The organism is Micrococcus endophyticus, from assembly GCF_014205115.1.
Lineage (GTDB): Bacteria > Actinomycetota > Actinomycetes > Actinomycetales > Micrococcaceae > Micrococcus > Micrococcus endophyticus.
In genome coordinates, this window is the sequence record NZ_JACHMW010000001.1 from 914,015 (window position 1) to 928,606 (window position 14,592).

A 14,592-nucleotide genomic window follows, 5' to 3' on the forward strand; every position below is an offset into this window, starting at 1 on the left:
CCGCCGCCCCGTGGTGGAATGGAGGCAAGTCACCCCATCGACCAGGAGGTCCCCCGTGCCCCAGAAGGTCCGCGGCGTCGTCGCCATGGCGAAGGACGCCCCCGTCACCGTCGAGACCATCGTCATCCCCGACCCCGGACCCGGTGAGGCCGTCGTGGACGTGAAGACGTGCGGCGTCTGCCACACGGATCTGCACTACGTCCAGGGCGGGATCGGCGACGAGTACCCCTACCTGCTCGGCCACGAGGCCACGGGTGTGGTCTCCGCGATCGGCGAGGGCGTCGACCACGTCAAGGTCGGCGACACCGTGATCCTCAACTGGCGCGCCGTGTGCGGCGAGTGCCGCGCATGCCGCAAGGGCGAGCCAAAGTACTGCTTCAACACCCACAACGCGACCCAGAAGATGACCCTCGAGGACGGCACGGAGCTGTCCCCGGCCCTGGGCATCGGGGCGTTCGCGGACAAGACGCTCGTCCACGCCAAGCAGTGCACCAAGGTCGACGGCGTCGACACTCCCGAGGAGCAGGCCGCGGTCGGCCTCCTCGGCTGCGGGATCATGGCCGGCATCGGCGCGGCCATCAACACTGGCGAGGTCAAGCGCGGCGAGTCCGTGGCCGTGATCGGCTGCGGCGGCGTCGGCGTGGCCGCGATCGCCGGGGCGAAGCTCGCCGGCGCCACCACGATCATCGCGGTGGACATCGACGCCAAGAAGCTCGCCAAGGCTAAGGAGCTCGGCGCCACCCACACCGTGAACTCGAAGGACGAGGACCCCGTGGAGGCCATCCGCGCGGCGACCGGCGGCTTCGGCGCCGACGTGGTCATCGAGGCGGTCGGCCGCCCGGAGACCTACGAGCAGGCGTTCTACGCCCGGGACCTGGCCGGCCGCGTCGTCCTGGTGGGCGTGCCCACCCCCGGCATGGAGCTGAAGCTGCCCCTGCTGGAGGTCTTCGGTCGCGGTGGCGCGCTGAAGTCCTCGTGGTACGGAGACTGCCTGCCCGAGCGCGACTTCCCGATGCTCGTGGACCAGTACCGCCTGGGCCGCCTGCCGCTGGACGAGTTCGTCACGGAGACCGTCGCCCTCGACGAGGTGAACGAGGCCTTCGAGACGATGAAGGCCGGTGACGTCCTGCGCTCGGTGGTGGTGCTCTGATGGCGCGCATCGACCACCTGGTCACCTCCGGCACGTTCTCCCTGGACGGGGAGACGTTCGACGTGGACAACAACGTGTGGATCGTCGGCGGTGCCGAGCAGTGCATCGTCATCGACCCGGCCCACGACGCCTCGGCCGTCTGGAAGAAGGTCAACGGCCGCCAGGTGCTGGCCATCGTCCTCACCCACGGCCACGACGACCACATCCGTCAGGTCCAGGAGTTCCGCCAGATGGTGGACGCCCCAGTGCTGCTCCATCCTGCGGACCGCATGCTCTGGGACGACGTGTTCCCGGACGAGGAGCCGGACGGCGCCCTCGCCGACGGTGACGTGCTGAAGGTGGCCGGCGTCGAGCTGCGGGTGCTGCACACCCCCGGTCACTCCCCCGGCTCGGTCTGCCTGTACGCCCCCGCCCTGGGCGAGGCCGGCGACGACGGCGCCCCGACGGGCGTCGTGTTCTCCGGCGACACCCTGTTCCAGGGCGGGCCCGGCGCCACCGGCCGCTCGTACTCGGACTTCGACACGATCATCGAGTCCATCCGCGAGCGACTGTTCCCGCTGCCGGAGGCCACCGTGGTCCACACCGGCCACGGCGACTCCACCACGATCGGCACGGAGAAGGCGCACCTGCAGGAGTGGATCGACCGCGGCCACTGAGGACGCGACGAGGTGGGGAAGAATGGTCCCCCGTGACCATCCTCCCCGCCTCGCCCCGCCCGTCTGTGATCCTGCTCGGCGGCGCGTCCGGCTCCGGCAAGTCCTACCTGGCCCGCCGACACGGCCGGCCCCACCTCTCGCTCGATGCCTTCTACCGTGAGCAGTCCGACGACGGCGCCGCGGGCGGGCCCGGCCCCGTGTTCCCGCGCACCCCGTACGGCGAGATCGACTGGGACCACCCCGGAACGTGGGATGAGCAGGCGGCCGTGGACGCCGTCGTCGAATTGCTCGAAGAGGGCGCCACGCGCGTGCCCGACTACGACATCTCCACGTCCTCCGTGCGGGGGCACAGCACCGTCGCGCTCGAACCGGGCGGGGTGATCGTGGCGGAGGGCATCTTCGCCGAGCGCATGCCCGCCGCCCTGGACCGGGCCGGGGTCGACTACGCGGCCTGGTACATCGACCAGGCGCGGACCACGACGGCGGCCCGCCGGTTCGTGCGCGACGTCGCCGAGCGTCGCAAGCCGGTGCCGTTCCTCGTGCAGCGGGGCTGGTCCCTGTATCGGACGGACGCGGCGCGCCGGGCGGCGGCCGTGGCGGCCGGCTTCACCCCGCGGCGCAAGCGGGAGATCATCGCCGACCTCACGGCCTGACGGCCCGCCCGCAGCCGGGCCGCCCGTGCCCTCAGCCGGAGGTGCCCGCGCCGAGGACGGCGAGCTGCTCGTCCACGACCTCGATCCCGGCGGCGGCCGCCCACGCCGTGTACTCCTCCCGCAGGGCCGCGGCGAACGCGGGCACGCTCGCGCCGGGGCGCACGTCCTCGGCCGCGCCCGCCGTGCGCGGGTCCATGTCCAGGCCGAGCTCCCGGTAGACGTCGACGAGCACGGCCCGCAGCGGGGCGGGGTCGGACACCACCACGTGAGTGGAGAACAGGAACGCCCCCTTCACCACGCGCTGCGCGGAGCCGGCCAGCTTCACCGGGTATGTCGGCGCAGGACCCTGCACGGAGAACTCGCCCGGGCAGTACTCCCCCGGGATCTCGCCCACGGAGGCGGGCACGTCCATGCGCGCGAACGCCCGCACGAACAGGTCGGCGAATTCCGCGAACCGGGCCTGCTGCGTGAGCGCCGCGTCCTCCTGCTGGCTCAGGTGGTCCACCACCAGGCAGCCGTGGTGGTAGGCCGCCGCGCGTCCGCCGGCCCGGCGCACCGCCGGCTCGAAGCCGTGGGTCCGAGCCGCCGCGGCTGCGGCCTCGAAGCCGGGCAGCCGCGCGTCGCGCTGGCCGAACGCGACCGTCGGTTCGGGCACGTAGACGCGGATCAGATCGTCGAGGGCCCTCCCCTCGGCCGCGGCGGCGCGGAAGACGGCCAGCTCGCCCATGGCCCAGTCGAGGTCTTCGGCGGCCCCGAGGGTCCGCTCCTGCACGGCCCAGCGCAGCCGGGGAGTTGCTCTCACAGGCCGCCCTCGACCGGCCAGGAGCGCAGGGTGAGGGTCTGCTCGACGTGGGCGAAGGGGCCGTCGTCGTCGTGGAGGACGGTGCTGGTCAGGCCCACGCCGTCCGGGCCCACCGTGACCTGCCCCGCGAGGCCGAGCCAGTGGCCGGTGGGCTCGCGGTACAGGTGGATCTGCAGGTCCACGTTGGGGAAGAACCACCCGCCCGGCTTCGCCGGCAGGGCCGGGGCGATCCCGTTGGCCGCATCGGTGAGGCCGATCAGGCGCACCAGGTCGCTCGTGCTCTCCCCCGCCACCATCTCGCGGTCCGTGGTGAGCCACACCCGGCCGTGGCCCGGCCCGTGGCCGGGCAGGACGACGCCGTCGAGGGAGGCGATGTACCCGCCTGCCCATCCGTGGAGCGCGTTGTGCGCCTGCGCCTGCGAGCGCGGCGGGAGGGGCTCGTCCGGCAGCTGGGCGACGGCGGAGGTGTCCGAGGTGGACAGCAGCCAGGCGCGCAGGGTCAGCACGGTGCGGCCCCGGGCGTGGAGTACGGCCTCGACGAGCTCGATGGTGCGGCCCGGACGCAGGGTGCGCGTGACCACCTCGAGCTCGCCCGACCAGAGCGTGCCCAGGATGTCGTAGGAGAGCCGTCCCACCCGCAGCCCGGGGGTGGTCTCGTGCGCGGCCACCTCGTGCAGCAGCAGGCCCGAGACGGCGGCCATGTGCATCTCCTCTTCCCGCCATGCGCCCTGAGCGTGCACGGTGGAGCGTACGCGGGAGGTGCGGACGCCGTCGGCGTCCACGGTGGGCTCGCCGAGGCGGACGTAGAAGGCCAGGGGATCGTCGGCGACGGAAGTCGCCGGGGTGGAGGAGATGTCGGTCATGGGCCGAAGTCTGCCAGAACGACGACGACGGCCGGTGACGTCCCCGCGGGGATGTCACCGGCCGTCATGGCGTGGGCCGAGCCGGGGTTCAGCGGCGCATGACCTTGCGGGCGATGCCGTTGCCGATCAGCTGCAGCCCCTGGACGAACACGATCACCACGATCACGGCCAGCCAGGTGACCTCCGGACGGAACCGGTTGTAGCCCTCCACGATGGCGAAGTTGCCGACGCCGCCGCCGCCAATGATGCCCGCCATCGCGGACATGTCCACGAGCGCGATGATCACGAACGTGAAGCCGAGGATCAGCGGGCCGAGGGCCTCGGGCAGCACCACGGTGCGCACGATCCGCATGCGGGAGGCGCCCATCGCGCGGGCGGCCTCGATCACGCCGGGGTCGAGGGAGACGAGGTTCTGCTCCACGATGCGGGCGATGCCGAACGTGGACGCCCAGATCATGCAGAACACCACGGCGGTGTTGCCGATGCCGCTGCCGAGCACCGAGATGGTCAGCGGCTGCAGGGCGGCGATGAGGATGACGAACGGGATGGGCCGGATCAGGTTCACGACGAAGTTCGTGACCAGGTAGACGGCACGGTTGGCGAAGATGCCGCCCGGACGCGTGGTGTAGAGGACGAGCCCGATCACCAGGCCGAGGATGCCGCCGAGGATGAAGGCCCAGCCGACCATGTACAGGGTGTCCCCCATGGCGATCAGCAGCTCGGGGCCGTAGTACCCCCAGTCGAGGTTCTGGAATCGGTCGATCACTGGTGCACCTCCTGCACGTCCCCGGCGCCGGCCAGGTCCGCGACGAACGCGTCCACCGCGGCGGCCTCGCCCGTGAGCGACACGGTGAGCAGGCCGTACGCGGAGTCCTTGGTGGCGGACATGCCGCCGTGGACGATCTCGAAGCCCACGCCGCGCGTCGAGGCGGTGCCGAGCACCGCCGAGACCGCGGCGGAGTCCTTGAGCGAGACCATGATCAGCCGACCCTCGGTGCGCGCTCGGATGCGCGCCACCTCCTCGGCATTCGGCCGGTCCTTGAGCGCCGTGGCCACGAAGGACGCGGCGTCGGCGGAGTGGGCGGGCCGGGAGAAGAGGTCGTAGACCTTGCCGGACTCCACCACGCGGCCGGTGTCCATCACGGCGACGCGGTCGGCGATCGAGCGGATGACCTCCATCTCGTGGGTGATGGCCACGATCGTGACCCCGAGCTCCTCGTTGACGCGGCGCAGCACGGAGAGCACCTCGTGCGTCGTCGAGGGATCCAGGGCGCTGGTGGCCTCGTCCGCGAGCAGGATCTCCGGCTCGGCGGCCAGGGCGCGGGCGATGCCGACGCGCTGCTTCTGGCCGCCCGAGAGCTGCTCCGGGTAGTGCTTGGCCTTGTCCGCCAGGCCGACGAACTCGAGCAGCTCCGCCACGCGGGCGCGGCGCGTGGACCGCGGCCAGCCGGCCGTCTCCAGGGCGAACTCGATGTTCCCGGCCGCCGTGCGGGAGGTCAGCAGGTTGAACTGCTGAAAGACCATGCCGATGCGGGTGCGTAGCGGACGCAGCTTCGCCTCGGAGAGGTGGGAGACCTGCTGGCCCAGCACCGTGACGGTGCCCGAGGTCGGCTTCTCCAGCCCGTTGATCATGCGGATCAGGGTGGACTTGCCGGCGCCGGAGAAGCCGATGACGCCGAAGACCTCGCCGCGGTTCACGGTGAGCGAGACGTCGTCCACGGCCGTGACGCCGCGGCCCTTCTTGGCGGCGTAGACGCGGCTGACGTGGTCGAAGACGATGACCGGCTCTCCCGGGGCGCCCTCAGAATGGCGCCCCGGGGTGACCGCGTCACGGTCGGACGTATGGAAACCTGCCATGGATCAGGCGCCCTGCTTCGCGATCGCGTCCTGGTACTGCTTCAGGGTCTCGTCGATCTCGGCGGCGTCGAGCTGCACCGGCACGCTCGTGTCGGAGGAGAGCTTCGCGGACTCGTCCAGCACGGCCTGCTCGTGGTACAGGGCCGCGACCTTCTGGTAGGTCTCGTTGTCGCGGTCCGCGCGACGCACGGCGAAGCCGTTGACGAACGGCTTGGCGGAGTCGGCCTGGGGGTCGTCCTTGAACAGGGCGGTGTTCGTGTCGATGCCGGCGTCGGCCGAGAACGTGTTGTTGATGACCGAGCCCTGGACGGACTCGAGCGCGTTCACGGTCTGCTGGGCGGCCACGGGCTGGACCTTCACGGTGGAGGCGGCCTCGTCGATGTCGCGGACCTCGGGACGGATGGTGTCGTTGGACAGCGTCAACAGGCCGGCGGCGACGAGCACGTTGATGGCGCGGGCCTGGTTCACGGTGTCGTTGGGGATGGCGACCGTGTCGCCCTTCTGGAACTCGGAGACGTCGTTGTACGTCTTGGAGTACAGGGGCAGCGGGATGATCTCGGTGGTCCCGATCAGCGTCAGGTCCTTGCCGGAGGCCTGGTTGTAGTCGGCCAGGTAGGCGATGTGCTGGAACCAGTTCATGTCGATGTCGCCGTTGTCCAGCGCCGGGTTCGGCTGCGTGTACTCGGTGAAGTTGCGGATCTCGACGTCGATGCCGTGCTTCTCCTTGGCGAGCTTCACCAGGGCGCGGTGCGTCTCGTTCTCGGACACGACGCCGATGCGCACGGTCTGGGCGCCGTCGTCACTCTTATCCTCGGCCTGCGAGTTGCAGGCGGTCAGGGCGAGCGCGCCGACCGCGGCCAGGGACAGGCCGGCGAAGGAGCGGCGGGAGATGTTCGAGGCGGTCATGGGGTTCTCCTTGGAGGACAGGGCGAGGCCGCCGGCGCGGGTGGGCACGGCGGGCACGGAACGGTGCGGGGTGGGCCGTGCGGTGGGTGGTTCCCCGCGGGACAACAGCACGGCGGGCGGGGGCGAGAGACGCCCCGAGTCGGAGGCAGGGATCCTTTCGAACGCTGCTCTTGCCCGTCCCCCAGTCACCGCGGGCTCCCCTCGAGGGGTCTGCACGCAGCGGAGGCGGGCCGCTTCTCGGTCCGTTGCCACCCGTGAACATGGGGTTGGCGAGCGGCTCGTCGTGGGACCACGTGGGCCCGCCGAGGCGGGGTCCACAGCCGCTTCTCCTGAAGCTGGGCTCCAGCGTATCGCAGCGTGTGTGCTCCATCGGGCAGGGCGGTGACGCGCAGCGTCATACTCCGGGGCCTGGGCGCCGGAGTGTGGTGCATCTCGCGAAACGACGACGGCCGGGCACCTCCGTGGGGAGGCGACCGGCCGTCGTCGGGACGGAGATCAGGCGGACGGGATCAGAAGTCCCAGTCCTCGTCCTCGGTGTTCTCGGCCTTGCCGATCACGTAGGAGGAGCCGGATCCGGAGAAGAAGTCGTGGTTCTCGTCCGAGTTCGGGGACAGCGCGGAGAGGATGGCCGGGTTCACGTTGGTGGTCTCGGCCGGGAACATCGGCTCGTAGCCGAGGTTCATGAGCGCCTTGTTCGCGTTGTAGTGCAGGAACTTCTTGACGTCCTCGGACAGGCCGACGGCGTCGTAGAGGTCGTGCGTGTACTCGACCTCGTTCTCGTACAGCTCGAACAGCAGCTCGAAGGTGAAGGCCTTGAGCTCCTCGCGCTTCTCCTCGGGCAGGGTCTCGATGTTCCGCTGGTACTTGTAGCCGATGTAGTAGCCGTGCACGGCCTCGTCGCGGATGATCAGGCGGATCAGGTCCGCGGTGTTGGTCAGGCGCGCGTGGGCGGAGAGGTACATGGGCCAGTAGAAGCCCGAGTAGAACAGGAACGACTCGAGCAGGGTCGAGGCGATCTTGCGCTTGTACGGGTCCTCGCCGTCGTAGCGCTCCACGATCAGGGAGGCCTTGCGCTGCAGGCTCTCGTTCTCCCGGGACCAGCGGAACGCCTCGTCGATCTCCTTGGTGGAGGCCAGCGTGGAGAAGATCGAGGAGTACGACTTCGCGTGCACCGACTCCATGAACGCGATGTTCGTGAGGACGGCCTCCTCATGCGGGGTCATGGCGTCCGGGATCAGCGAGACGGCGCCCACGGTGCCCTGGATGGTGTCCAGGAGCGTCAGGCCGGTGAACACGCGCATGGAGAGCAGGCGCTCCTCGTCCGTGAGGTGGGACCAGGACTGGACGTCGTTGGACAGCGGCACCTTCTCGGGCAGCCAGAAGTTGTTGACGAGGCGGTTCCACACCTCCACGTCCTTGTCGTCCTGGATGCGGTTCCAGTTGATGGCCTCGACGAGGTGGTTCGTCTTCACGGTGTCGGTCACTTCGGTCATCGTTCCTTCGGGGATCGGGCGGGCGGGGGCGACGGCGGTGCTGGGGTCCGGCGGGGGGCGCCGGTCACAGCATGCAGGACACGCAGCCCTCCACCTCGGTGCCCTCGAGCGCGAGCTGGCGCAGGCGGATGTAGTAGATCGTCTTGATGCCCTTGCGCCACGCGTAGATCTGGGCGCGGTTCAGGTCGCGGGTGGTGGCCGTGTCCTTGAAGAACAGGGTCAGGGACAGGCCCTGGTCCACGTGCTGGGTGGCGGCGGCGTACGTGTCGATGATCTTCTCGTAGCCGATCTCGTACGCGTCCTCGTAGTACTCGAGGTTCTCGTTGGTGAGGTACGGCGCCGGGTAGTACACGCGGCCGAGCTTGCCCTCCTTGCGGATCTCGATCTTCGAGGCCACGGGGTGGATCGAGGAGGTCGAGTTGTTGATGTAGGAGATCGAGCCGGTCGGCGGGACGGCCTGGAGGTTGCGGTTGAAGATGCCGTGCTCCATGACGGACGCCTTGAGCTCGCGCCAGTCCTCCTGCGTGGGCAGGGTGATGCCGGCGTCGGAGAAGAGGCCGGCCACGCGCTCGGTGGCGGGCGTCCACTCCTGCTCGGTGTACTTGTCGAAGAACTCGCCGGAGGCGTACTTCGAGTCCTCGAAGCCGCCGAAGCGCTCGCCGGTCTCGATCGCGATCTTGTTCGAGGCGCGCAGCGCGTGGAACAGCACGGCGTAGAAGTACATGTTGGTGAAGTCCACGCCCTCCTCGGAGCCGTAGTGGACCCGCTCGCGGGCGAGGTAGCCGTGCAGGTTCATCTGCCCCAGGCCGATGGCGTGGGAGGCCGAGTTGCCCTTGGCGATGGACGGCACCGACTGGATGTCCGACATCACGGACACGGCGGTCAGGGCGCGGATCGCGGTCTCCACGGACTGCCCGAAGTCCGGGGAGTCCATGGTCTTGGCGATGTTCATGGAGCCGAGGTTGCAGGAGATGTCCTGGCCGATGTGGGAGTAGGTCAGGTCCTCGTTGTACTCGGACGCCTCGGAGACCTGGAGGATCTCGGAGCAGAGGTTGGACATGGTGATCCGGCCCTTGATGGGGTTGGCGCGGTTCACGGTGTCCTCGAACACGATGTATGGGTAGCCGGACTCGAACTGGATCTCGGCGAGGGTCTGGAAGAACTCGCGCGCGTTGATCTTGGTCTTCTTGATCCGCGCGTCGTCGACCATCTCGTAGTACTTCTCGGTCACGGAGATCTCGGAGAAGGGCACCCCGTAGACGCGCTGGACGTCGTAGGGCGAGAACAGGTACATGTCCTCGTTCTTCTTGGCCAGCTGGAAGGTGATGTCCGGGATCACGACGCCCAGGGAGAGGGTCTTGATGCGGATCTTCTCGTCCGCGTTCTCGCGCTTGGTGTCGAGGAAGCGGTGGATGTCCGGGTGGTGCGCGTTCAGGTAGACGGCGCCGGCGCCCTGGCGCGCGCCGAGCTGGTTGGCGTAGGAGAAGGAGTCCTCGAGGAGCTTCATCACGGGGATGACGCCGGAGGACTGGTTCTCGATCTGCTTGATGGGGGCGCCGTGCTCGCGGATGTTGGTGAGCGAGAGGGCGACGCCGCCGCCGCGCTTGGACAGCTGCAGGGCGGAGTTGATGCCGCGGGCGATCGACTCCATGTTGTCCTCGATGCGCAGCAGGAAGCAGGACACGAGCTCGCCGCGCTGCTTCTTGCCGGAGTTGAGGAAGGTGGGGGTGGCCGGCTGGAAGCGGCCGGCGATCATCTCGTCCACGAGGTGGGTGGCGAGCTCCTGGTCGCCGCGGGCGAGGTGCAGGGCGACGACGGCGACCCGGTCCTCGTAGCGCTCGAGGTAGCGCTTGCCGTCGAAGGTCTTGAGCGCGTAGGAGGTGTAGAACTTGAACGCCCCGAGGAAGGTGGGGAACCGGAACTTGGCCTTGTAGGCGCGGTCGAAGAGCCCGCGGATGAACTCGAACGGGTACTGCTCGAACGTCTCGGTCTCGTAGTAGTCGTTCTTCTGCAGGTAGTCGAGCTTCTCCTCCAGGTCGTGGAAGAACACCGTGTTGGTGTTGACGTGCTGCAGGAAGTACTGGCGCGCGGCGGCGTGGTCGGACTCGAACTGGATGCGGCCGTCCGCCCCGTAGAGGTTCAGCATCGCGTTGAGCTCGTGGTAGCCGAGGTTCTGCCACTCGGCCGGCATGTTCTTGGCCTGGCGGATGAGGTCCGCCTCGGTGGGTGCGGTGAGGGTCATGTCCACAGTCCTTCCAGGCCGCCCCGGACGCGGTCCACGTCCTCGGGGGTGCCCATGAGTTCGAATTTGTACATGAGGGGCACCTGGCACTTGCGGGCGATGATGTAGCCGGCCAGGCAGTAGGCCTCATGGAAGTTGGTGTTCCCGGATGCGATCACGCCCCGGATCCAGGTGCGGTTCCCGGGGACGTTGAGGAACTTGATCACCTGCTTGGGCACCGCCCCTGGTCCGTCGCCGCCCCCGTAGGTGGGGGTGAGGAGGACGTAGGGGGCGGTGGCGCTGAGCGTGGGCTCCCGGGTGATCAACGGCAGGCGAGCTACCCGGTCCTCGGGGAGCTCGAGCTTCTGCACGAAGCGGTGCGTGTAGTTGGAGGCGGAGGAGAAGTAGATCAGTCCCGCGTCCGTGGGGACCAGTCCCTGCGCCTCGGCCGAGCGGATGTGGCCCGGGTCCGCGGCGACGGTCACCGTCGCTCCGGTCAGGCCACCGACGCGGCGGCGGCCTCGGCGAGCTCGGCGATCTTGTCCGGGCGGAAGCCGGACCAGGAGTCGGTCTCGGTGACGACGACGGGCGCCTGCATGAAGCCGAGGCCGCGGACGCGCTCGAGGGCGGCCGGGTCCTGGGACATGTCGACGATCTCGTAGGCGATGCCCTTCTTGTCCAGTGCACGGTAGGTGGCGTTGCACTGCACGCAGGCCGGCTTGGTGTACACGGTGACGGTCATGGCGATCCCTGTTCCTTCGTGGTCTCTGATGGTCGTGCAGGTGGCGGCGCGGCGCCCGCGAGGTGAACTCCGGGCGCACGCCGAACGTCTGCGTCGATACTACATCTAGTGACGACCGACGTTGGCTGTCCCTACATGTAGTAGTGACACCCGTGTAGTTACGGATCCTCAGTCCCTCCCCACACTGTCCACATCCGGGCTCCGCGCGCGATCCGCACGGCCATGCGGGACACGCCGAGGCCGCCCCCGGATGTCCACAGTCGGTGGAGAACCCTCGTCCCCCGTTTCCGGTGCCGGAAGTCACGTGCGCCACCCCTTCTCGTCGGCGTGTCCCCCTCGCCCCGGACACTAGATGTGGACCCGGACGGGATAAGGGCCCGCCCCGCACACGCGACGACGGCGGCCACCGGACTCCGGTGACCGCCGTCGGGAGACGTGGACGCGGCCTCCCACCGCTCCCCCGCCGGGTTGTGCTCACGACTCGCCGTCCGCGCGATCTGCAGGCGGCGAGTCGTGCGCGCAACGAGGTGCGAGCAGCCGGGATCAGACCAGGCCGAGTCCCTTGCGGAAGCGGACCAGCACGCCCGCCGCGGCCGCGCCGAGGGCGGCGAGCCACCACGCGGCGCCGTCGCCGGTCTCCACGGTCTCGGGGACCTCGTGGGCGTCGTCGTCCGCGGCGTCGTCGTCACCGGGCGCCGGCGTGCCCGGGTCCTGGATGCCGGGCGAGACGGGCGGGGGCCCTGGCGGACGCCGTCCTCGTCGTCGCCGCCCAGGCCGTGGGCGCGCAGCAGGGCCCAGTCCGTGGGGCGCAGGGCGTCGCCGGGAGCTCCTCCATGGACAGGAGCGGGCCCGTCTCCATGAGGGAGTTCGTCTCCCGCGTGGTCGTGGCGACGTCAAGCCAGTGCAGGGCCGACGGGTCCGCGGGGTCGGACACCGGGATGCAGTCCGCATCAGGCGAGGTCACCAGCACGCCCGTGCCGTCGGCATTGCCCGAGTCGTTGACGCGCAGCACGGCCGCGCTCCGGCGTGCCGATCGCCTCCTGGATGTCCCGACTGCTGACGGCGCCGACCGGGTCGGCCCCGCTGCGGTGCGCCACCGTCGTCCAGGCGTCGCCGCCCTCCGGCCGCACCCGGACGTCGACGTCCTCGGCGGCGTGGGCGTCCGGCGTGGAGGCGGCGAGACGGACTCGGCGGGACGGGGCGGTGGGCGCGGTGGTCGAGGCCGTGATGGTCATGGTGATCTCCGCGGATGCTGAGTGGCAGCGACGGGACGATTCGTCCCGTCCGCGGCCCGGCCGCAGCGGGCCGCGCGCGGCTCCGCCCTCCCGTCCCGCCCCGCCCGGAACTACGGTGGACCCACGTTCCGCCGGATCGAAAGGAAGCGCCATGCCCTCCGTCCTGTTCGTCCTCTCCGCGTCCGACCACTGGACCCTGAAGGACGGCACCCGCCACGAGACCGGCTTCTGGGCCGAGGAGTTCGTGGTCCCGCACGACGTGTTCGCCGACGCCGGCTGGGACGTCGCCGTCGCCACCCCCGGCGGCGTGGCGCCCACCGTGGACCAGACCAGCCTGGGCCTGATGGGCGGCGCCCCCTGGAAGACCGACCGGCTGAAGAGGGACCTCGAGCGCCGCGGCGCGGACTACTCCTCCGCCACCCTCCCCTACCGGCCCCACGTGGTGGTGGACCGCCACCTCTACACCGGCCAGAACCCCCAGTCCTCCCGGCCGCTGGCCGAACGGATCCTCGCGGACGCGGAGGCCCGGCGATGACGGCGCGCGACGCCGCGGGCGGCCCCGCCGTCACGCGCAACGACGCCGAGTCCCGGTACGAGCTGCACGACGGCGGCACGCTGCTGGCGGTCCTGGACTATCGGGACAACGGCACCGCCGTGGCCCTGACCCGGGCCTTCACGATCCCCGTCCACCGCGGGCACGGGCACGCGGCCACGCTCACCGCGGGCGCGGTCGAGGACATCGAGGCGCGCGGCGGAGCCGCCGGAGGCCGGCAGATCGTCCCGCTGTGCTGGTACGTGGCGCAGTGGCTCGAGGAGCACCCGGAGAAGGCGCACCTGGTCGCGCCGCGCTGAGCGCCGTTCCGCTGCCGGGACGCCGCGCGCGCCCGTCAACGGCCCGGTCCGCACGTCAGCGGTTCGTGCCGCTCGGCGAGCCGGTGGTCGCGCTCGGCGAGGGGCTCGCCGCGGAGGACGGGCTCGGCGAGGGCCGGGCCGTGTCCGCAGGGGTCGGGGACGGGCTGGCCGTGGCGGAGTCGCGGCCGCGGCGGTCCTCCGCGTCGCCCGGCGAGCTCGACGTCGGCAGCACCGGGCGCTGCGTCGCCCGGAAGGACTGTACGCGCTGCAAGGGCTCGGGCACGAAGTCGGACGGGACGGGGCCGCCGTCGGCGCCCGTGCCCTCGATCTTGATGGGGCCGGTGTAGCCCGAGGGGAGGGCGGTGTGCGAGGCGTCCGCGCCGATCGCCCCCATGTCCGCGAGCACCTCCACCATGCGCTGCATGTCCTCCTGGTGGTCCGCCACCACGGAGGCGGCCAGCGCCTTGGCCTCCTCGTCGGTGCCCGACTCCGCCTCGGTGGCGGAGATCGTGAGCGCCCCCTGGTACACGCGGTGCATCTGCAGCAGGTAGATGCGGCCGGCGTCCTCCGCGTCCGCGGCGGCCAGCACGTTCTTCTCGCGCTCCGAGAGCAGCCCGGCGCGCAGCTCGTCGCCGGTGACCGGCACGGGGTCCCCGCCCTCCGAGGGCTGGGCCTCGGGGGTGGGGGTGGCCTCGGCGCCGACGCCGCGCAGGTCCTCCGTGGACACGCCCCAGCCCTCGAGCATGGCCTCCAGGCGTCCGGCGCGCTCCTCGTGCTGCGACTGGGCGCGCTCGGCCATCGAGCGGATCTCGCGGTCCACGCCGTCCGTGGCGAGCAGCTCCTCGGACTGGCCGATCACGTCGCGGTGGTTGCGCAGCAGCAGCCCGGCGAACTGGATGTCGCCGGCGAGCGGGTCCGCGGAGGTCTGGCTGGGCGTGGCCAGCACGCCGTCCAGGTAGGTGTTCCCCGCCTCGGTGCCGCTCGACTGCGCGGGCTCGTCGGCCACGCTGCAGCCGCTGACGGCGAGCGTCAGGGTCAGGAGCGCACCGCCGACGGCCACGCTCCAGCGGCGGGAGCGCGCGCGGGCGGGGGCGATGTCGGCTCGGATCATGGGCGCAGGTCCTCTCGGCGGTCGTCTCCCGGTCTACGGGGTCGGGGTCGG

16 protein-coding genes are annotated in these 14,592 nt (G+C 70.6%); 5 read left to right on the plus strand and 11 right to left on the minus strand.

From position 1 onward, the window contains the following. The first annotated feature begins 55 nt into the window (after nt 1–55). The 3 genes from HDA33_RS04110 to HDA33_RS04120 are packed head-to-tail and all read left to right on the plus strand — an operon-like array spanning nt 56 to nt 2,459. Nucleotides 56–1,150, plus strand: coding sequence for an S-(hydroxymethyl)mycothiol dehydrogenase (locus tag HDA33_RS04110; protein WP_184171218.1), 1,095 nt, complete (start codon nt 56–58; stop codon nt 1,148–1,150). Further along, nucleotides 1,150–1,806 (plus strand): MBL fold metallo-hydrolase, encoded by a 657-nt coding sequence (locus HDA33_RS04115; protein WP_184171221.1) that lies wholly within the window; start codon nt 1,150–1,152, stop codon nt 1,804–1,806. The genes HDA33_RS04110 and HDA33_RS04115 overlap by 1 nt, the downstream gene beginning before the upstream one ends. A gap of 32 nt (nt 1,807–1,838) precedes the next feature. Further along, on the plus strand, nt 1,839–2,459 hold the full coding sequence (locus HDA33_RS04120; RefSeq protein WP_184171224.1) for a uridine kinase: 621 nt from the start codon (nt 1,839–1,841) through the stop codon (nt 2,457–2,459). 31 nt (nt 2,460–2,490) lie between these two features. Here HDA33_RS04120 and HDA33_RS04125 read toward each other — a convergent pair whose 3' ends face one another. The 10 genes from HDA33_RS04125 to HDA33_RS04170 form a co-directional block, all read right to left on the minus strand. Continuing rightward, complete coding sequence (locus HDA33_RS04125; RefSeq protein WP_184171227.1) at nt 2,491–3,261, minus strand: lipoyl protein ligase domain-containing protein; 771 nt, start codon at nt 3,259–3,261, stop codon at nt 2,491–2,493. Beyond that, nucleotides 3,258–4,124: a thioesterase family protein gene (locus tag HDA33_RS04130; RefSeq protein WP_184171230.1), complete on the minus strand. Its 867-nt coding sequence runs from the start codon at nt 4,122–4,124 to the stop codon at nt 3,258–3,260. Before HDA33_RS04130 ends, HDA33_RS04125 begins: the two co-directional genes overlap by 4 nt. A gap of 88 nt (nt 4,125–4,212) precedes the next feature. Next, on the minus strand, nt 4,213–4,890 hold the full coding sequence (locus HDA33_RS04135; RefSeq protein WP_338104244.1) for a methionine ABC transporter permease: 678 nt from the start codon (nt 4,888–4,890) through the stop codon (nt 4,213–4,215). Further along, nucleotides 4,887–5,981, minus strand: coding sequence for a methionine ABC transporter ATP-binding protein (locus tag HDA33_RS04140; protein ID WP_184171233.1), 1,095 nt, complete (start codon nt 5,979–5,981; stop codon nt 4,887–4,889). The genes HDA33_RS04135 and HDA33_RS04140 overlap by 4 nt, the downstream gene beginning before the upstream one ends. Before the next feature lie 3 nt (nt 5,982–5,984). Further along, nucleotides 5,985–6,935, minus strand: a complete 951-nt coding sequence (locus tag HDA33_RS04145) for a MetQ/NlpA family ABC transporter substrate-binding protein (RefSeq protein WP_338104245.1) — start codon at nt 6,933–6,935, stop codon at nt 5,985–5,987. Between the two features lie 461 nt (nt 6,936–7,396). Then, complete coding sequence (nrdF, locus tag HDA33_RS04150; protein ID WP_221432956.1) at nt 7,397–8,380, minus strand: class 1b ribonucleoside-diphosphate reductase subunit beta; 984 nt, start codon at nt 8,378–8,380, stop codon at nt 7,397–7,399. 64 nt (nt 8,381–8,444) lie between these two features. After that, on the minus strand, nt 8,445–10,622 hold the full coding sequence (nrdE, locus tag HDA33_RS04155; RefSeq protein WP_184171235.1) for a class 1b ribonucleoside-diphosphate reductase subunit alpha: 2,178 nt from the start codon (nt 10,620–10,622) through the stop codon (nt 8,445–8,447). Further along, complete coding sequence (gene nrdI, locus HDA33_RS04160; RefSeq protein WP_184171238.1) at nt 10,619–11,086, minus strand: class Ib ribonucleoside-diphosphate reductase assembly flavoprotein NrdI; 468 nt, start codon at nt 11,084–11,086, stop codon at nt 10,619–10,621. Before nrdI ends, nrdE begins: the two co-directional genes overlap by 4 nt. A gap of 11 nt (nt 11,087–11,097) precedes the next feature. After that, nucleotides 11,098–11,343, minus strand: a complete 246-nt coding sequence (gene nrdH, locus HDA33_RS04165) for a glutaredoxin-like protein NrdH (RefSeq protein ID WP_017487875.1) — start codon at nt 11,341–11,343, stop codon at nt 11,098–11,100. A 950-nt stretch (nt 11,344–12,293) separates the two neighbouring features. Continuing rightward, nucleotides 12,294–12,578, minus strand: a complete 285-nt coding sequence (locus tag HDA33_RS04170) for a hypothetical protein (RefSeq protein WP_158494676.1) — start codon at nt 12,576–12,578, stop codon at nt 12,294–12,296. Between the two features lie 151 nt (nt 12,579–12,729). Here HDA33_RS04170 and HDA33_RS04175 point away from each other — a divergent pair, with 151 nt between their 5' ends. Further along, nucleotides 12,730–13,113 carry a type 1 glutamine amidotransferase family protein gene (locus HDA33_RS04175; RefSeq protein ID WP_184171246.1) on the plus strand — a complete coding sequence of 128 codons (384 nt, stop codon included), beginning with the start codon at nt 12,730–12,732 and terminating at the stop codon, nt 13,111–13,113. Further along, the gene (locus tag HDA33_RS04180; protein WP_158493022.1) at nt 13,110–13,430 is read left to right on the plus strand and encodes a GNAT family N-acetyltransferase; all 321 of its coding nucleotides are present in this window, start codon (nt 13,110–13,112) and stop codon (nt 13,428–13,430) included. The genes HDA33_RS04175 and HDA33_RS04180 overlap by 4 nt, the downstream gene beginning before the upstream one ends. 55 nt (nt 13,431–13,485) lie before the next feature. Here HDA33_RS04180 and HDA33_RS04185 read toward each other — a convergent pair whose 3' ends face one another. Continuing rightward, nucleotides 13,486–14,541 (minus strand): DUF305 domain-containing protein, encoded by a 1,056-nt coding sequence (locus HDA33_RS04185; RefSeq protein ID WP_184171249.1) that lies wholly within the window; start codon nt 14,539–14,541, stop codon nt 13,486–13,488. Nucleotides 14,542–14,592: the final 51 nt, after the last annotated feature.